The following is an 18,695-nucleotide window of genomic DNA, read 5'->3' as shown; positions in this document are numbered from 1 at the left end:
AATTAGAATATGCTAGCATAGATAGCTAATTTTAGCGTACTCTTAATTGTTAAAATTTTAAGAGATAACAGATATTATTTCTGATTTTTATTTAAAAGCGGACATAGAGCAATGAGCAAAACTTCTTTAGACAAAAGCAAAATTAAATTTCTTCTTCTAGAAGGTATTCATCAATCTGCTATTGATACCTTAAAAGCAGCAGGCTATGAGAATATCGAGGCGATCTCAGGCTCACTACCGGAAGAAGAACTAAAAGAAAAAATTGCTGATGCACACTTTATTGGCATCCGCTCCCGTACCCATTTAACAGCTGAAGTTTTTGATTGTGCTAAAAAACTTATCGCTGTTGGCTGTTTCTGTATTGGTACTAACCAAGTTGACTTACAAGCCGCTTGTGAGCGTGGCATTGTAGTATTTAATGCCCCCTACTCAAATACTCGCTCAGTAGCAGAGTTAGTATTAGCTGAAGCTATTTTATTACTACGTGGTATTCCAGAAAAGAATATGGTTTGTCATCGTGGTGGTTGGTTAAAATCAGCTACTAACTCCTTTGAAATTAGAGGAAAAACCCTTGGTATTATAGGCTATGGTTCTATTGGTACACAGCTTTCAATTCTAGCTGAAGGGTTAGGAATGAATGTAATCTTCTACGATGTAGTTAACAAATTATCTCTAGGTAACGCTAAACCAACTGATACCTTACAAGAATTATTAGCCACTGCTGATATTGTAACCCTACACGTTCCAGAGCTACCCTCTACTAAATGGATGATTGGTGAAAAAGAAATACGCCAAATGAAACAAGGTAGCATTTTAATTAATGCTTCACGTGGTACAGTGGTAGAGATTGATGCGTTAGCAGATGCCATAAAAGATAACCATCTAAGCGGTGCTGCCATAGATGTATTCCCAGTAGAACCTCGTAGCAATAAAGATGAATTCCAAAGCCCATTGCGTGGTTTAGATAATGTTATCTTAACCCCTCATATTGGTGGTTCAACGATGGAAGCTCAGAAAAATATTGGCGTAGAAGTAGCTGAAAAGTTAATTAAATACAGTGATAATGGTTCATCTATTACTGCTGTAAATTTCCCAGAAGTTGCTTTGCCTTCTCATCCAGATATTCACCGTATACTACATGTTCATCAAAATATTCCAGGTGTTATGAGCGAAATTAATAAAGTATTCTCTGATAATGGCATTAACGTTTGTGGCCAGTACCTACAAACCAATGAAAAAGTGGGTTATGTAGTCATTGACTTAGATGCAAAATCATCCGAACTTGCTCAAGAAAAATTACAACAAGTAAAAGGTACTATTCGCTGTCGTGTATTGTTCTAATTGAGAATAATATTTATTTTCAAAAAACCTCAACGTTAGTTGAGGTTTTTTTATATACTAATTCATATAAAAATCAATAAATATAGGTTTAATATGATAGCAGAAGCTTATGTAGAAACATCAACTCCATCAAAATACATCAATAGACTATGCAAACATTTTGCTCACAAAGTTATAGTTAACTATGATGAAAACCATGGTGAAATAAATTTTAAGATAGGAAAAGGTTATATAGAAAAAGTTATGGATGGATTAAAACTAAAAGCAGAAGCTAATAATCAAACTGACCTACAAGAAGTCATCGATATTATGGATAGACATTTTGTTAGAATAGCTTGGCAAGAAGAACTAATATTAAATTGGCAATAAACCCTGCATAAGCAGGGCTATAAAAATTAGTTCTGACAAGAGGCAGGCAAATATTGCTTTAAAGCATTACTTATGCAACCCCATTGAAAAGAACCTGATGTCACTGCCATATATAATCCTAATTCACTACCAACAAGATTACCATTAACGCCTGTAGAACGCATTTTTGCCACAACACCACATATTGATTGTATGCCATTGCTACCAAGCATAATAGTTTGAGTTTTATCCTCTTTTACTGTAACAGATAGCACATATTTACCAGAAATTTCCGAAGGCTTAGCAATACCGCCAGCATTATTTGAAGTACTATTTTCTGGACAAAGATTCTTAGCACTATAATATTCTGCTACAGAGGCTTTTTGACCTGATACTAAACTTAATGCCTCAGCCATTTGAGCACGACCAATATAATCTTGATAAACAGGGATAGCAATCGCAGCTAAAATTCCTATAATGGCTATTACTATCATTAATTCCATTAATGTAAAACCTTGTTGTGATTTCATTGTAGCCCCCAAATCAATTTATCTACAATTAAGAACCATTATATAAAACACTTAACTACCAACAAATACAATAAAATATTTAATAAAAAAACCCTGTAAAACAGGGTTTTTTTATAACTCTAACCAAAAATTTAATTATTTTTGGCAAGTAGATGGTAAGTATTTATCGTCGATATCAGCTGAGCTACAACCCCATTGGAAAGCACCTGAAGTTACACCCATTTTTAATGATAAAGTACCACCAGCGATATCACCATTAACACCAGTATTTCTCATTTTAGCATCAATTTGACATACAGGAGTAATTGTAGCAGAACCAAGTGTAATAGTACCACCACTAGCATCACCAGTAGTTACTGATAATACATATTTACCAGCGATTTTAGAAGGTGAAGCAATACCACCTGCTGTAGTTGAAGTATTGTTTTTTGGACACTGATTATTTGAACTATAGTATTCAGCTATTGCACCTTTTTGACCAGAAGCTAAGCTTAAAGCTTCAGCCATTTGAGCACGACCAATGTAATCTTGGTATGCTGGGATAGCAATCGCAGCTAGAATACCGATAATTGCAATTACGATCATTAATTCGATTAAAGTAAAACCTTTTTGCATAGTTCTCATGTTGTTTCTCCAATATATTTTAGTTTAGATCAAGGGAGTTATAGCAAATATACATACCCTCTGACTGACTATAAACAAGCACATAGTATGCCAACTTTAGGAAAAGAACTAAAAAAACAAAAATATTATTTAAATTCAATATCTTATAAAATAATTATTTGCCTTATCTTTATATCGCTATTCTTATTAATTTTATATTTTACGAATAAAATGAAAAGAAGTGACATTTTTTGTCATGCTTGTACAATTTATTACATTTTATAATCATAAAATTATTTCTCTTTTTTAAATTTTAACTAAATTCTCTTAAATTAATTATATTGTTAGATTTTAAAGGAAACAGTATAAAGCATACTAACTAACACAATAACCATCATATTTAAATGAATATAACACACAAAAGTAGTATTATAGTTTCCAACCTCTATAACTCTCACCTTTCTCCAAATCCAATTGTTACTCCTCTCATAGAGATTAACGTATGTTGAAACTCGTTTTATTTAAACTGTCTAAATCTATACCTGAAGCAATAAACCAAGCCTGCAAATATTCAAAAATTTCTGGAATATTCTCTAGCTCCATTTCATTTTCTGAAAAATACTTTTTTGTTTCTTCAAAAAATTTTGACAAGATTAGAGTTAATTAAATAACATTCGCTATTTATAAAAACGCCTGTTTTTGCCATGATTCCACTCCCTATTCAAGAATTAAAATTTTATCGAGCGCACGTTGAGCATTTAAAGCTTCTGCTGTTGGCTTACTTGATTCAACTATTACGTTATTATCTTGCCAATAAAAAAGGGCTGTTAAACCCTTTTAAAATTGATTACCAAGAAGATGGATCTTCCTTAGATATCTTTTCTAAATCCTCTTTCCATTCTTCACCATCATCTAATACTGACTTTTTCTCTTTTCCAATATTTCTTACAGTATAAAAGCCAAAATAAATTTTTATGCTCTTAAAATAAGTCATATAACCATCAAAAAAGCTCACTAATGTGTTCAAGTACTGGTTTACTATAAAGAGTAAAATTGCTTGCACTATAACTTTTATTTTCTTCTATATAATTGGTTGTATTACCTGAAGTGGCTGAGCGTTGCTTAAATCATACTGAAGAAAATAAATTTAAGCGCATTTATCAGCGTTATAATTATCATAAGGAAATGAGGGAGGCTTGGGAACAATATAGAGAGCAACTATGTTGCAGCATAATTAAAGTAATTATGTTTTTAATCAGGTATGATAAAAGCTTATTTAACTACTTGTTATAACAAAGAGCCCTTGTGAAATCATTTTCATCCTTACCTTTAAAACAAACCTTATTAGATAATTTAGCGTTAATGGAATTTACTTCCATGACTCTCGTTCAAGAGCAAACGTTGCCATTAGCTCTGGCGGGCAAAGATGTGATAGCTAAAGCCAAAACAGGCAGTGGAAAAACCGTTGCATTTGGTTTAGCCTTATTATCTAAACTGAATGTTAAACAATTCTCCACACAAGCGCTTGTTATTTGCCCAACCCGCGAATTAGCTGATCAGGTTGCCAATGAGATTCGTCGCTTAGCTCGTCTTATGAGTAATGTCAAAGTGTTAACGCTGTGTGGAGGTGTTCCTGTAGGACCACAGATAGGTTCTTTAGAGCATGGCGCACATATTGTAGTCGGAACACCAGGAAGATTAGTCGATCATCTAGAACGGCAGACTTTAAATTTAAAGCAATTAAATACACTAGTTCTTGATGAAGCCGACAGAATGCTTGAAATGGGTTTTGAAGAAGATATTAGTAGCATACTGGCTGCATCACCAACCTCTCGTCAAACGCTCCTTTTCTCTGCTACTTATCCTGATAGCATCATGGCGATGAGTAAAAAGATTCAGAACTCGCCCGTGATGATCTCTACAGAAGAACCACATAATGAGATTGAGCAATATTTTTATGAAATTGAAAACCATCAACGTGATCAAGCATTAGCCAAAATGATTAATCTGAACCCTTGTGAATCAACCATTGTTTTTTGTAACACAAAGGTAGCTTGTCAAGACGTTGAGTCCTACTTGAATGGGCTAGGCTATAGTGCTATCGCATTACATGGTGATTTAGAGCAGCGTGAGCGAGAACAGGTATTATTTCAATTTGCTAATAAAAGCTGTGCTATTTTGGTAGCAACAGATGTTGCTGCTCGGGGCTTAGACATTAAAGAGCTAGACGTTGTCATTAATTACCAAATCACACCCGATCCTGAGGTGTATGTCCATAGGATTGGCCGAACAGGAAGAGCTGGAGCAAAGGGGATAGCTATCACCTTAGTCGCAACAAGTGAGGTTGTTAGAGCTAATGCCATTGAAAAAGAATTAAATTTCAAGCTTAACTGGAAATCATTACCTAATTTAACTATTGATCCCACAAACATTGTAATACCCAATATGCAAACATTGTGTTTGACGATTGGTCGTAAAAATAAAGTAAGACCTGGTGATGTACTCGGTGCATTAACCAAAGATGCTAACTTAGAAAGCAAAAATATTGGAAAAATTAATATCACTGAGTTTTATACTTATATTGCTATTGATCGCACAATAGTAAAACAAGCCTTATCTTATTTTCAGCATGGAAAAATTAAAAGTAAACTGGTCCGAGCATGTAAGTTATAAAAACTGATGCTTAACTGAACTATCTTAGATATCAGTTATCTCAATAAGAGATAACTCAACTACAATTAAAACACAGAACAATCAAAAAACATATACTTGAACAATGCAGCAACCAATATCTCATTAATTGGAATAGTTAAGACCTGATCGTACAGTACCCCATTTTATATAAGTATCTGCTAGATTAAGTCTGACTTACATTCTTTTCTAAATAAATATCTGTTTTACATCCAGTAACATATTTGAATAGGAATCTTTTTCAACATATTTTATCCTGATGAATCTGGTATTATTATAAATAGCTTATCTAACAAAATTTTATTAATAGATCTCTTTTAGATAAGTGCTAACAAATTATAAAAAGACAGATAAAAAATTAAGCTGACTCTTTTGAACACTTGTTAGAATTATCCATTACCCAATTATTATCACCTGTTATTTAATAGATTGTGCTTAGATAATATTTTACTATTAAATGGTGATGTTACATGGTGTTTAGGCATACTATTTATTGATTCAAGGCTTTTTTTCTTACCATGTTATTTTATCCACAACTATGTGTGTTGGCTTAACTTCTTGAGGTAAACTACCCTCACTTATCTAAAAGCCTTATGACATTCATCTTCATTAATAAGGATATTTCCGATAGGGAGCATTGTTTTATTAGAAATAATTTCAAATCTAATATTGAACCCATAATTTAAAGTTTTTTGAAGATATGGATTTATCGTAACACTTAGACCACTTCCATAGTGAAATACTGAATATTTTGAAGTATCACAGTTTATATTGTTATCTAACTCTAATGCATTTTGTATTTTAGAAAGCTCTTCCTCATTTTTATCAAAGATGAGTTGTATAGTCAAAGTATCTTTCTGATCAAATATTACCGCATTAACATTTGACATTGAATGTGTGTGGATTTGCTCATTTGCTTTTTTTTCAAAAAAATGTAGATAACTTCTTGCAGATTCTTCACTATCAATATTAAAAGAAGCAGTTTCAGCATGATTAATCCCACATAGAGCAATAAGTACAATAAATAATGAAATTAAATTCTTCACTTTATTTTATCCTATTCTATAAGGGTATATTTACCCATAAATACTGTCAATATATGCTTTATACTATATGTGGGTAAGTGATATTAAACTTCTCTCGGATTTGATTATATAAAGGACGTAAGGTTTCTTTATTCTCTGCATGTCGCATACAGAAATTAGCAATCGAATCTGCACCTATTGCTTTATCTACCGCAATCTTATTGTTAGCATATTGGAAAATAATTTTATTAGATAAATCTCCATGCTTAAAATCATAATAGTCATCTTTTATTTCATCAGGCAAATTATAAAAGTATATTACTGCTTCTTCTGCTATAAAATCATTACTATTTAATGTAGTTTCTAACAATTTTTTCAATTGTATATCTGTTTTATTTATAACATAAATCATTTTTAAACAATTCCATAATATGTTATAACCTATTATATTAAACATACCAGAGCGAATTACCCCTCCAACACCTATATATCTAGACATATTCTTTCTCCAACTTAAACATACGAACCAATTCCATGTACGCCTCTATAAATGATGGCGACTCACAAGCTGACACTCGTGCTTTATAAATTTCTCTAATGATCTTTATTATTTCTTTAATTGCTAAGTTTTCCTCAAGGACTAAACAATTTTTTTCATCCTCAAATGCTACAATATTTATACCATAAGGACCACGTATTAAGTCATACTCAATAAAGCCATCTTCATATATAAAGTCAGCAGTAGCCATACAACCTATGGTAATACTGCAATCAAATAAATGGCTACCTGGATGAATTCCAACTAAAAAACAAGACATAAATTCTATTAAATTTTTTTCTGTCTCATCTCCTTCTAAGCATCCCGAACAAATATGTTTTATAAACTCTATATCGTCTTGATATACAGAGTTTGATTCGTTAACAAATTTAATATCTAGGTTTTGATAATGGTTCTCTATATTTTCACTCATAACTTAACTCCAATTTAGCTTACCCTACTGGATAATAGCTTTTAATTATCCAGTTACCTGACGCTTTATCTAAATCCATGGCAATTTCAAATAGTATTCCATTTTCTTTTTCACGATAGGTAAACTGTTCTTTTCCAGCTTTTTTAGCATCATTAACAGCTTTCTGATATCCTCTAAATGCTGCAACCTTTCCAGATTGTTTTATTTTTTCATCAGAATGTATTTTAGAATCATATACTGTTTTTGGATTCCTAAACTCATTAACTTTTATATTACCATCAGCATCAAGCATATATTTACCAGCATTTTTTCCTGAGCCATATTTACTTTTTTTCGCATATGTAACTTCGTAAATACCATTAGCCACTTTTTTCTTTTTTATTACAACCAAGTCTTCTTGTGCTATTACTTTTTCAAAGCTCTCCATATTATGAGTACCTTTAATACCACCAGCGTGTTGGGTAACTTTCGGATTATACCCATGCCCAGACACTAAGTGATCATCAATATCATCAAGAAATTTAGCTCCTGTAGCAGTATCTGTTTTAACTGTTGTAGATCTTGGGCATACTACCAATCCTAAAGGATCTATTTCATTAATAGGATTATTGGTATATTGGTAGCTATTCAAACCTCCTGCCAGTTTAATAGGGTCAGGCGTTATATAGCGTCCTATATTAGGGTTATAGTATCGATAATAGTTATAATGTAACCCTGTTTCCTGATCAAAATACTGGCCTTGAAATCTTAATGGATTATCAATTTCACTAATCTCTAATTGTGCTAAATTACCATAAGCTTTATAACTAGCAGACCAAGCTATTTTACCACTAAATGCTGTTAGTTCTTGAGGCGTGCCCAAATGGTCTAATTGATAGAAATAAATTTGTGCCTCTTTTCCTTTACCTCTTAATAATGCCAACGGTTTATGTGTATCTTTTTCATATAAATAACTCTGGTAATGCTCTTTACTTCTTTCGGCAATTATATTGTCTCCCATCCAGATATAATCTGTTTTGGTTTTAGCTCCTATTTTGTCTGTAATTGTTTTTCTTATCCTGCGACCATAAACATCATACTGATACTCTGCAATTGTTCCATTCGGCATTACTGCTTTGGTCAATTGATGTAAACAATCATAGTAGTATTGGGTAACAAGGCTTTGTTCTTTACCACGTTTTTCTTCAATTAGATTACCAAAACTATCATATTTAAAATGTTTATCACCTTGAAGTAACAGTCTATTTCCCTTGATTTGACTAGAATTAGACTTTATTTGCTCCTGAGCCAGCAAATTACCAGCTGGATCATGTATTAGACTTTCTGTAATATTACCCCGTACCTGCACTAACCTATCCAATGGATCATAATAGAATTGTCTATTTCCCTTATAAGAGTCTTGTATAGTTAATAGATTGCCATTAACCGCATATTGGTACTGACGTTGGTATAGCTGTTTATTTTGCAAGTTAATAAAATGCGCCTTTAACTGACCTCGTTCGTCATAGTCATAGAAACTTGTTAGATTACCTTGTTGTCTTTCTATTTCTTGACCTAAACTGTAATAATGTTTTGTCAGTTGCTGTTGGTTCAGATCTATTTGTTGAAGCTGCCCACCTCGGCTATAGTGATAGTCTAGAATATTACCATCAGGTAATTTGTACTGAGTAACAAGACCTAACGCATTATATTTATATCGAATAGTTGCCCAGCCTTGATGTTCTGCAATAAGCTTACCTGCAAGATCATATTCAAAGTTAATAGGCCAATAGCCGTCTGTTAAACTAATAAGACGCCCATTTTCATCATAATCCGCATAGAACTCTCTACCATCAGCTAACTTTTTGACAAGTAATTTGCCCGTTAAGGAACGAGTAAATTGTGTAGTATATTGTTTACCTTGGTCATCATACTCTATTTTAGCGATTAGATTTCCTAGTAAATCATATTGATAACTTGTTTTCCTACCATCAAATCCAACCTCATGGCTTACAAGTCCAGCTTCATTATAGTGTAAATAATAGTGTTCATTTTGTTCATTAATGATTTCTGTTAAGTTAAGTTGAGTGTTATAACGATACTGAACATTACTACCATCAGGATTGATTTTACAACTCATCAAATGGGTATTAGGTGTATACTCATAACGAGTACTACGCCCTTGCTCATCTTGCATTTGAGTTACTTTACCAAATGCATTGTATTGATATTGTTTTTGTGCACCATTAGGAAGTATAACTTTAATAATACGACCTATCGCATCGTATTCTATCTGAGTTACTTTGCCTGTCTCATCTTGACGAATAATCTGATGACCCAAACTGTCATAACGATACCGACGGATGCCTCCTTGTGGTGTTTTTTCCTCTATAAGTTGCCCTAACTTATTCCAACTAAAGGTATGTGTACTACCATCTGGATAGTCTATTTTTTGTAACTTTCCAGTTGTAGTATATTGATAGCTAGTAATATAACCTAAAGGATCTATTTGTTGTAATATATCCCCTTGTTCATTATGTTTATATTGCCACTCTGCTTGTCCTTGAATGGTTTTTTTCACAAACCCATTTTCATAAAAGTAATGTATAGACTCACCCTCTGCAGGTACCATATGTACCAATTGACCACTATCGTCATACTGATAAATTGTTTCTGCACCTAGAGGCGACTTTTCTAATATAAGACGTCCTTCATCATCATAACTTTTAAGCGTTTCTGCTCCATTAGGATCAATTTGTTTTAATAATTTAGCTGTTTCAGTATCATGAGTATAAATTTCTTGGGTACTATTTTCATTGGTAACTATAACCGTTCCATTATCATCCCATTGATAACGTTGCTCCTGTCCAATATTATTCCAATGGCGTAAACAACGAGAATGTTTACCTTGGTTTTCCCATTCCCAATAAAAAGCGGTGCCTCCAGCTAAACGCCTCTCTTGAATAACATTTAACTCATTATATTTATAGGTTTCAGAATCACCTACTGCATTGGTTGCCTTGATAAGCTGAAGGTTATGGTTATATTCATAACTTACTAATGTTTGTATTGTTTGCCAAGATGCTTCTTCAGTTGCTGCAGCTATTTGCTGTTGATAATCTATATTTATTAATAGCTTGTCCTTATAACATAGCAACAAAGCTCTACCTGCATTGTTATGAATTCGACGAATCTTTCCTGTTAAATCACGATTTATAACTAATCGATTATCATATGGATCACTAATGTAGTCTAGTTGAGCACCACTCTGAGTACGCGAAAAATGATAGTATCCTTGACCATCAGTTCTAGCTAAAACATATTCATTTTCATGATCACCCAAATAAATAGCAGCTTCAGCCACTGGGTTTACACCATCAGGCAATTCGTCAGTTGGTAATGGCAAAGTAGTTATCAGATTTTCATCATTAACCCATAATATTTTATCTTTTTCAAATATTAAATAATGGGATAAGCTATGAGACCAACCATACCCAAGACCATTATTAATTTCTGCACCACTTGTTCGATAAAGACGTTTCCATTCAAAAGGTAATAATCCTGATAATACACCATCAGTTAGAGTGAGTAACTCTTCTCCTGTTACCATAGAGACAGGACAGCCACCTGTTATAGTACAACTAGCTGATTGCTGTGGCTTATTCGTTTGATCCTTATTTTGCGCTGTTTTTTTATTACTTGTAGATTTTTGTTGGGAGATATTACTTTTCCCTGGTGTCCTAGCTACAGGTACAACATTATTATGTGTTTTATCTCCAACTTTAAGAACTTTTTGAATATTATCTGATTTTGTAATGCCCTGAGTTGCCACAATTTTATAATTTTTTAGATGTTTTTCCATTTGCTTTTTATTAAGTGCCATATCAATCGCATCAGAAAATGAAATAACTAATCTATCTAAAGGTAATTGTATTTTTGTACTAGCTTTTTTAACTAATTTTTTAGTGGCTCCTGCTGCTTTAGTTGTCACCCCTGCTGCTTTTAGAGCCGCCCCCCCAACCAAACTAATCACTATTTCAGCAACAATAGATGTACTTAAAAAGGCCTCATCCTGAATAGGAAGTAATTCAAACCAAACACCTAGTGTAGTACATAATATATACAATAATCCTTTGTCGTTTAAAATAAGATAAAGTTTTTCAGCACAAGCATTTATTTGTTCCATTGTTAAATCGCCAAAAAACTTTTTAATTTCTTCGGCATTTTGTTTGAAATTAGCAAATAAATCCCATAAACCAACAATTTGCTCCCAAATACTAGTAAATGCCTTACCTATACCTGCAAGTTTTGCTTGCTTTAATAGTTTCTGTTGGTCAGTAGGTGATAATTTTATAAACTTATCCCATTTTTTCTCAAAACGATCAAAGTAAGTATTCTTCTTTGTTAACTCTTTTGCCAAAATTGTTATCTTAGTGTATTGTTCAGGAACAACTTTTGCTGCTTGAGCATCTTTCTCTGTAAAATTCCTATTTAACTTAAATAGGGCATTTGTTAATTGTTGAGCATCGTTTTGATTTGCTCCCCACTCAGTTACTAACCAGCTGGCTAATACTTCAACAATAGGCCTATAAGAGTTATATAAATTATTAACATCTTTTTGAGTTACATTCGGAGAAACTATTATTTGATAATCAGCGTTAGGATTACAGTTTGAAAAAGTAGCAATACCATTTTTATCTGTTATAGCCTCAAAGGTCTGTGCATTTGCTCCCGTTACAGGAACCTGCTCTGAAAGCTCAAAATAAAGAAGGTCTCCCTGCTTACCCATTGATGCTTTTGTTACTTTTTTTGTTAACCTTATTTTAATAGGCGTATCAGATATAGGTACATTACTTGCCGTTTGAAAAAAGTGTGCAACTTTTAATATTCCATTTTTATCGCATTGCGCATATTGTGTTATTTCCTTTTTTTTACTCATAGCTTGTGTAGTAACATCTCTGTTATTAGCTACAATTTTTTGATTAGTTTCGAATAAATAAGAACTCCACTTACCCGTAGCTTGTGCTTTGTATTGGTTAATGACAAACCTATAGTTAATCATTGTTGATATAAAATCAGGTTTTTCATAAGAGTATTTTGCACCCCAAAAATGTAATGCAAAAAAATTTGGAGTTATTATCTTACCCATTGAACCCTTCTCCTAAAATAGATTCCTTAAAATCATCATAAATAGTCTCTACATTAAAACTATTCTCTTCTAATAAAAGTTGTGCTTTCATAAACAAATTATGCTCATGATACTGATGATATAAATCTGGATCATTTTCTTTCAATAAACTTAATAATTGAGCTATAGATTCTGAACTATCTTCTTTTAATAACTTATCCATCAGCTGTTGATCTACTTTCCACCAAGGATATTCTTTAAGTTCTGGCAATTTTTTAGGTATTTGTACTTCAATCGCTTGTTTATTGATAAAATAGTGACTAAATACAGGGATTACTTCGCCAGCTTGCTCTTTGAGATTATCTAAAATAGGATAAAGGTGTCTACCATCCCAATATCTAAAAAATGCATCTATACCATCTGGCATAAGTACTTTAGTTAGACCTTTTAAATGTTGTCTTATAGTGTCTGGATCATATGGTGATGCCGCTAACCAACCCCAATCTTGGGCTTTGGTACTGTCTACCCATTCCAGAAAAGGACTATTTCTGTCAATAGGAGCTATATAGGGCATTGCCTCAAACCAACTTGCATATGGCGTTTCTTGCCATAGAGCAGTAAGGTTAATTTGCCCTGTTTTTTGAAAATAGGCTGCAACAGGTTTTGCATCACTTACACTACCTAGTAGGGTATAAATAGTTAGATCCTCTGGTATGAGAGCTAACCACTGTTTGATGGAAATCATACGTTATTCCCTCCCTTACCATTTATACCTGTTATAAAATCTGTTGGGTTAAGTGAGGTATTAGTTTTATTAGTAGCTGTTGTTGTTTTTAATAAGTCAGGTGTTGCTGACTGTAAAGCGTCTGTTGGTATGTTTTCTGCTAATAAACTATCTGTTTGTGAGCTAATCGCTGTTATTGGATTATCTATGATTTGTTTTACTTGACTAGCTTGGTTGTAGATATTTTGTGCTTGTTGTAAACCGCTAGTTAGTGGATTATCTGCTATTAGTTGTGAACTCATATTGGTGAAATTACTTAGGTTATCTAAACCTAAGTTATTACTATTTGTTAAACTTGCTAAATCATTTACTCCTAAACTACTGATATCAGACATGCCAGAGGCGGCACTCAGACCACCAGCAAAACCTCCACCAACTATTCCAGTGGTCATAGAGCTACTAGATGTAGGTAATTTACTACCATCTAGTACTCCATCAGGTGTGGTTTTATTTGAAAAGTCTGTTGTACAAATCCCCATTGAGTTAAGCATACACTCCAAGCAGAAAGGCGCATTCTTTTTAAAGGTCCCTACTTGAACAGGTGAAAGTGTTTTAATTTTACCAAGTGGAGAAAGTGGTGTGGCTGGTGTACCCTCCATAGGCACCCCACCCGTCCATACAGGCATGGTCATCCATATTCCTGCAGGGTTTAATACAATATGTTGCCCCCCTGCTTTTAAGGTTAAACTTAATCCTCCATCTATTACTGTTTGTAAGCCACTCTTTAAGTGAATCTCCATACCTGCTTCTGTAGTTTTGATAGTTCCTATAGTTTCGTGTTCACTCATACCCACAGTTTTATGATCGTTCATGAGGATTTGAGTTTTACGATCTAATTGAGTCAGGTGATGTTCTTCACTTTCATTTTTGGTGTATCTATTTTTTACAATGGTTTCTGAGTGTTCGTTTTGAACCTGTAGGTGGCTGTTGTTGTTAACTTGTACTGTATGGTTATTTTTAGTTAGCTGATCAAAGTCTTTTTGTGCTTGCACAAAGATTTGTTCTTGCCCTGCTTTGTCTTCTATCCTTAGTTCATTAGAACCAACTCCGCCTTTTGATGAGCTTGTTTTGAAGACGCTTCTGGTCTTATTAGCAGGTAGATCGTAAGGGACTTTGTTAATTCCATTATGAACTGCACCTGTAATAAGCGGTTGGTCTGGGTCTCCTTCTAGGAAGTTGATCATTACTTCCATGCCTACTCTAGGTATAACCACTGTACCATATCCATCATGCGCCCAGTTGCTGGCTACTCTGATCCAGTGGCTGGAGTTTTCGTCCATTGTTCCTTCACGGTCCCAGTGGAATTGTACTTTTACTCGACCGTATTCATCACAGTAGATCTCTTCACCTGCTGCGCCTGTTACTATAGCTGTTTGACTACCCAGTACTTTTGGTTTTAGGTGTCTTAGGGCTGGTCGGTAAGGCACTTCTTGAGGAATAGCGTTGAATACGTTGAAGTAGCCTTGTTGCTGGTTATCTGCTGGAAATTGTAGCTCTGTATCTATATCTAGGTATTTGTGCAGTTGGCTGGGCATGGTGTTTTGTGCTGAGGTGACACTGCCAAATGCTTCTAGTACTTGTGGTTGGTATGCTTTGTGTTTGATCTGGGTAATCAACCAAGGCTTGTCTGCATCCATGGTGTCTAAACTAGGATGGTCGTCTATACTAATGTAGTAGCCTGCATGGAAGTCACTGCGATCTGAATAACCTTCTGCTGTTAGGTGGTCTGTTCTTAGTCGTTCGATTTGGATTTTTGCTAATTGTTCATTTCTGGCTTTGTCCATTCCTGAACTGGGATAATCGTAATGTTCTAGGTTAGGTTCAGTGGCTTGATTACCTTTTGTACTTTGTTTACCTTCACTAGCTCCTTCAGGGATTTTCATGTTGGTGAAGTTGTAGTCACGCCATGTAGCAGTTTGAGTACGAGAGGCTAAGGAAACATCAAAATATTTTAAAGCCTGAGTATCAGCTACCATGCCTGTGTCATTCATAAATTTAACGGCTTCAGCTATGCTGGGAAAGAATGGCATGGCATCAGTAAAGATCATTTTGTGGCTGTTGCTACTGTGTTGAAAATGGTAAGCGATACCTTCTTCTTGACAAAGGCGCGAGACAAAGTGGTAATCAGTTTCGTCATATTGAACACAGAAGTCTCTGGCTGGATAGGTTTCTTTGAGTTTGAATTCAAAACCTGTTTCTGCCCCTTCTTGCATACCATGATCATTAAGTATGGTGGAGATAATTTCTGGTACTGTTTTGCCTATAAATTTACGTTGGTTAGTACGACGCATTAGGTTGGTAAAACGTGGGGTAATGATGATGGAGAAGATGCCATAGTGTTGGCTAATAGGGCCACGTTTAACACTTTGTACGATACCATTGATTCCAGCACCTGAACGTCCATCAGGAGTAAAGGCTAAAAAGACAGGTTTGCTCAGTAACTGTGTAATATCAAAACGGATATGTTCGTTGACTAGTACCAATTCAAACGCATAGGGGGTGGAAATGCCTTCTACACCTGTAAAGGATAATATCTGTAAACGATCCACTGCACTTTTAGGTTTTTCATCATCATTGGTGTTGTTGCTTAGGCTGTTTAAGGAGGTTTTTAGTTCGTTGGCTTGTTTTAAGGCAGTAAACGGATCAAGGCTTTTTAGACCGCCTGATAAGGAAGAGAGTTTATCACCTATACCTGATAGCGCATCAGTAAAACCAGCCATACTATTTGTACTAGTATCACTACTTGAATTCATAGGTACAGTTGAGTTGGCATTATTTTTTTTGGGGGTTATCTGATCGACAGGTTTATTGCTATTTTGATCATCATCTAATCCATCCACATACAATGTAAAGTGGGTGGTATTACTACTAAAAAACATACCTTTAACTCCTTATTCCTTGGTACAGCCCAATAACCACAGAATAAACTTCTTATGATCTTTTTTGCTCATTATTTAGGCTGGTTATTATGCCATTAAACTTTGGTCTAAAACAGTGAGTTTTTTATTTTATTACTCACATTAAGATAAAATTAAGCTAATGATTTTATTGATAAGTATTTATCATTAATATACTTATCAATACTCATTATGAACCAAATAAATATCCTTCTTTATTGACTACAACGACTAAAAATATAAGTCATATCTAGCTGAGGACCATAGCCAAAATTAACCTCAAAAATAGTATCATCTTTTACATATTTAATACTTTCCTCAATAGGTTGACAGTTAAATTTCTCATCTACCATATAGTCAAATCCATATTTCTCAGTTAAATCCCTTGATCTAGCAAAGCTTCCTGTACTACTAGCACTGCTGGTTGCATAGAGCTCTAAATAATCAATCATTCCTGACTCTCTATGATAACCATATAGCTCAGGTTCTGGATTTACTAAACCACAATCACCAATACAATCAGCTAATAAATAAAACTCTTCATCACCAAAATAATTATATAACTCCCCTTGAGTTGTCTTATTACTAATAATAAAATCCTGCCAATAATCAGAAATATCTCCTAAATTAAACTGGCATCCCTCATTAAGCACTACATTAATAAAATTGATTGTTCTTTTACGTCCCTCATAACTAACTAAAACATCACACTTATTAATAACAAAATACTTACTATAATTTTCTGCCATATCACCTTTACCATAAATTTTTTCAACAGCAGGCAAAGACATACCTAATAACTTACCTATTGGGATTTCTTCGGCAAATATCCATGTACTATAAGTGCAGAATACCACTAATAAACTAAATAACTTCATTAGTTTGTTCATAGAAAGTCCTATTTTGATTAAATATTAAACTACAAATTTATAAACCTTTATTATTGACGAGCGCATACTGCTGCAAACTGAATTACATCATTAGAATATTTTTCTAACAATGATTTATCTGCAAAAGGGGTACGAATTAATGTTTTTATTTGCTCATCAGAATAATTTTTGGCTATTTGCTCATAGAGACATACACATCCTTTCCTAGGGATATTGGTAACTTGACAATTAGTTAAAAAGTCTTTTCTTAAATCATTACTCTCATCTGAGCATCCTAAAAGAAATAAAAATAAACTTATTGCCACAACATACAAAACTCTCATAAATCATTGTCCTTATTCATACTAACTCGAAATTACAGTGCAGGAATTGCTACACCCACTAAAAAACCAATCAATAAACCAATAAACTGTGGGCCACATAACCAAAAAATACGTAACCACAATAATTGCATGAAACCACCTGTAGTATAAAAACTATCTGGCTGTACAAACTTTCTTAATACATTCCCGATCAAAGCACCTAATAACCCTAAAAAGGTTCCTAAAGTCACACCAAATACTTTCGCAAAAAAACCATACCCTAGCTCAACAGATCTATCACTAAAACAACAAAAATAAACCGAAAAAATAAACGCTAACAATCCCCATAAAATTATGGAGGGATTGATATAAAAATTTTCTGAATCCTTCTCACCACTCATCTTTTTATCAATCATCGCTATACCACCCTTAAAAATTTAATTACCTCTACTATTTCAGCATAGAAAAAATAAATATTCAACTATTTAGGTTGAATATAGACATACTGCGATGTTCAAAATAATGAATGAATCCTTGATTATTCAGCATGGATAACTGAGGGTATTTAAATTGGCTAAACAGGTAAAGCAAACACAAACTGCTAAATCAACTAAAAAATCTGTTATAAAGAAACCTAAAAAAATAGCAGTATCAAAACAACCAATTAACCATCTGATTGGTAAAGCTATTGCTAAATACCGTAAAAATGCAAGCTTGTCTCAGGAACAATTAGCTGAACAGCTTGGTTTAGGTAATGAAGCAATCTCTCGAATAGAACGTGGTCTTGTTGTCCCTACAGTAGAACGTCTAATCAAAATGGCAGAGATTTTTGATTGTCCTGTGTCAGAATTACTCACAGAAACCAGTAATAGACCTACTGATGAAGCTATATACCTACAATCTCTGCTATCTTCTGTTAATGAAGAAGATAAGCAAATGTTGATTAATATGCTTGAAAAACTAATAATTAGACTAAAATGTAATGATTTTAGATGAAGAGTTAGGTAAATAATACATAGCTTTAATAATCGAAACACTCTAATACTTAAGGCATAACATGACTTGTGCAAATATAAATCAATTAACCATACATATGGTCTACTTCTTATTATTGGAAAGAGGATATTGCCACGTTGCACCACTTTTTGAATTTAAGAAAAGAATATAACCAAGTCTTAACTAAATAGATTTTAATGCAAGTAAAAT

At 33.7% G+C, this 18,695-nt stretch carries 16 protein-coding genes; 4 read left to right on the top strand and 12 right to left on the bottom strand.

Annotation, left to right across the window (positions count from 1 at the left end):
- Positions 1 to 111 precede the first annotated feature (111 nt).
- Both serA and ACQVD9_RS02070 read left to right on the top strand, forming a co-directional pair.
- Positions 112 to 1,341, top strand: a complete 1,230-nt coding sequence (serA, locus tag ACQVD9_RS02075; protein WP_264747250.1) for a phosphoglycerate dehydrogenase — start codon at positions 112 to 114, stop codon at positions 1,339 to 1,341.
- A gap of 93 nt (positions 1,342 to 1,434) precedes the next feature.
- Positions 1,435 to 1,710: a DUF2218 domain-containing protein gene (locus ACQVD9_RS02070; RefSeq protein ID WP_264747249.1), complete on the top strand. Its 276-nt coding sequence runs from the start codon at positions 1,435 to 1,437 to the stop codon at positions 1,708 to 1,710.
- A gap of 26 nt (positions 1,711 to 1,736) precedes the next feature.
- Here the strand turns inward: ACQVD9_RS02070 and ACQVD9_RS02065 are convergent, their stop codons facing one another.
- The 3 genes from ACQVD9_RS02065 to ACQVD9_RS02055 all read right to left on the bottom strand — a co-directional run bounded on the left by ACQVD9_RS02065 (position 1,737) and on the right by ACQVD9_RS02055 (position 3,885).
- On the bottom strand, positions 1,737 to 2,219 hold the full coding sequence (locus tag ACQVD9_RS02065) for a pilin (RefSeq protein ID WP_319804745.1): 483 nt from the start codon (positions 2,217 to 2,219) through the stop codon (positions 1,737 to 1,739).
- Between the two features lie 135 nt (positions 2,220 to 2,354).
- Positions 2,355 to 2,843, bottom strand: coding sequence for a pilin (locus tag ACQVD9_RS02060; RefSeq protein WP_319804744.1), 489 nt, complete (start codon positions 2,841 to 2,843; stop codon positions 2,355 to 2,357).
- Positions 2,844 to 3,669: 826 nt separating this feature from the next.
- Entirely contained in the window at positions 3,670 to 3,885 is a 216-nt protein-coding gene (locus ACQVD9_RS02055) for a hypothetical protein (protein ID WP_264747248.1), read from the bottom strand.
- Between the two features lie 242 nt (positions 3,886 to 4,127).
- Here ACQVD9_RS02055 and dbpA point away from each other — a divergent pair, with 242 nt between their 5' ends.
- Positions 4,128 to 5,495, top strand: coding sequence for an ATP-dependent RNA helicase DbpA (dbpA, locus tag ACQVD9_RS02050; protein ID WP_264747247.1), 1,368 nt, complete (start codon positions 4,128 to 4,130; stop codon positions 5,493 to 5,495).
- Positions 5,496 to 6,091: 596 nt separating this feature from the next.
- Here dbpA and ACQVD9_RS02045 read toward each other — a convergent pair.
- The 9 genes from ACQVD9_RS02045 to ACQVD9_RS02005 form a co-directional block, all read right to left on the bottom strand.
- Complete coding sequence (locus tag ACQVD9_RS02045; RefSeq protein WP_264747246.1) at positions 6,092 to 6,559, bottom strand: hypothetical protein; 468 nt, start codon at positions 6,557 to 6,559, stop codon at positions 6,092 to 6,094.
- Between the two features lie 58 nt (positions 6,560 to 6,617).
- Positions 6,618 to 7,037 carry a hypothetical protein gene (locus ACQVD9_RS02040; protein ID WP_264747245.1) on the bottom strand — a complete coding sequence of 140 codons (420 nt, stop codon included), beginning with the start codon at positions 7,035 to 7,037 and terminating at the stop codon, positions 6,618 to 6,620.
- Positions 7,030 to 7,509: a hypothetical protein gene (locus ACQVD9_RS02035; protein ID WP_264747244.1), complete on the bottom strand. Its 480-nt coding sequence runs from the start codon at positions 7,507 to 7,509 to the stop codon at positions 7,030 to 7,032. Before ACQVD9_RS02035 ends, ACQVD9_RS02040 begins: the two co-directional genes overlap by 8 nt.
- A gap of 19 nt (positions 7,510 to 7,528) precedes the next feature.
- Positions 7,529 to 12,637 carry an RHS repeat-associated core domain-containing protein gene (locus ACQVD9_RS02030; protein WP_264747243.1) on the bottom strand — a complete coding sequence of 1,703 codons (5,109 nt, stop codon included), beginning with the start codon at positions 12,635 to 12,637 and terminating at the stop codon, positions 7,529 to 7,531.
- On the bottom strand, positions 12,630 to 13,361 hold the full coding sequence (locus ACQVD9_RS02025; RefSeq protein WP_264747242.1) for a DUF4123 domain-containing protein: 732 nt from the start codon (positions 13,359 to 13,361) through the stop codon (positions 12,630 to 12,632). Before ACQVD9_RS02025 ends, ACQVD9_RS02030 begins: the two co-directional genes overlap by 8 nt.
- Positions 13,358 to 16,279 carry a type VI secretion system tip protein TssI/VgrG gene (gene tssI, locus ACQVD9_RS02020; RefSeq protein ID WP_264747241.1) on the bottom strand — a complete coding sequence of 974 codons (2,922 nt, stop codon included), beginning with the start codon at positions 16,277 to 16,279 and terminating at the stop codon, positions 13,358 to 13,360. Before tssI ends, ACQVD9_RS02025 begins: the two co-directional genes overlap by 4 nt.
- A gap of 233 nt (positions 16,280 to 16,512) precedes the next feature.
- Entirely contained in the window at positions 16,513 to 17,187 is a 675-nt protein-coding gene (locus ACQVD9_RS02015) for a hypothetical protein (RefSeq protein WP_264747240.1), read from the bottom strand.
- Positions 17,188 to 17,237: 50 nt separating this feature from the next.
- Positions 17,238 to 17,510 (bottom strand): hypothetical protein, encoded by a 273-nt coding sequence (locus tag ACQVD9_RS02010; RefSeq protein WP_264747239.1) that lies wholly within the window; start codon positions 17,508 to 17,510, stop codon positions 17,238 to 17,240.
- A 32-nt stretch (positions 17,511 to 17,542) separates the two neighbouring features.
- Positions 17,543 to 17,905 (bottom strand): hypothetical protein, encoded by a 363-nt coding sequence (locus ACQVD9_RS02005; RefSeq protein WP_264747238.1) that lies wholly within the window; start codon positions 17,903 to 17,905, stop codon positions 17,543 to 17,545.
- 154 nt (positions 17,906 to 18,059) lie between these two features.
- Here ACQVD9_RS02005 and ACQVD9_RS02000 point away from each other — a divergent pair, with 154 nt between their 5' ends.
- Positions 18,060 to 18,485, top strand: a complete 426-nt coding sequence (locus tag ACQVD9_RS02000) for a helix-turn-helix domain-containing protein (protein WP_264747237.1) — start codon at positions 18,060 to 18,062, stop codon at positions 18,483 to 18,485.
- Positions 18,486 to 18,695 lie beyond the last annotated feature (210 nt).

It is taken from the genome of Entomomonas sp. E7T21 (assembly GCF_058693955.1).
Note: the sequence above shows the minus strand (reverse complement) of the source record. Positions and strands in the feature narration are given on the sequence as shown.

Coding starts and splice junctions, on each gene's coding strand:
- serA (WP_264747250.1), top strand. CDS start 112: ATGAGCAAAACTTCTTTAGACAAAAGCAAAATTAAATTTCTTCTTCTA.
- ACQVD9_RS02070 (WP_264747249.1), top strand. CDS start 1,435: ATGATAGCAGAAGCTTATGTAGAAACATCAACTCCATCAAAATACATC.
- ACQVD9_RS02065 (WP_319804745.1), bottom strand. CDS start 2,219: ATGAAATCACAACAAGGTTTTACATTAATGGAATTAATGATAGTAATA.
- ACQVD9_RS02060 (WP_319804744.1), bottom strand. CDS start 2,843: ATGAGAACTATGCAAAAAGGTTTTACTTTAATCGAATTAATGATCGTA.
- ACQVD9_RS02040 (WP_264747245.1), bottom strand. CDS start 7,037: ATGTCTAGATATATAGGTGTTGGAGGGGTAATTCGCTCTGGTATGTTT.
- ACQVD9_RS02035 (WP_264747244.1), bottom strand. CDS start 7,509: ATGAGTGAAAATATAGAGAACCATTATCAAAACCTAGATATTAAATTT.
- ACQVD9_RS02030 (WP_264747243.1), bottom strand. CDS start 12,637: ATGGGTAAGATAATAACTCCAAATTTTTTTGCATTACATTTTTGGGGT.
- ACQVD9_RS02025 (WP_264747242.1), bottom strand. CDS start 13,361: ATGATTTCCATCAAACAGTGGTTAGCTCTCATACCAGAGGATCTAACT.
- tssI (WP_264747241.1), bottom strand. CDS start 16,279: ATGTTTTTTAGTAGTAATACCACCCACTTTACATTGTATGTGGATGGA.
- ACQVD9_RS02015 (WP_264747240.1), bottom strand. CDS start 17,187: ATGAACAAACTAATGAAGTTATTTAGTTTATTAGTGGTATTCTGCACT.
- ACQVD9_RS02010 (WP_264747239.1), bottom strand. CDS start 17,510: ATGAGAGTTTTGTATGTTGTGGCAATAAGTTTATTTTTATTTCTTTTA.
- ACQVD9_RS02005 (WP_264747238.1), bottom strand. CDS start 17,905: ATGATTGATAAAAAGATGAGTGGTGAGAAGGATTCAGAAAATTTTTAT.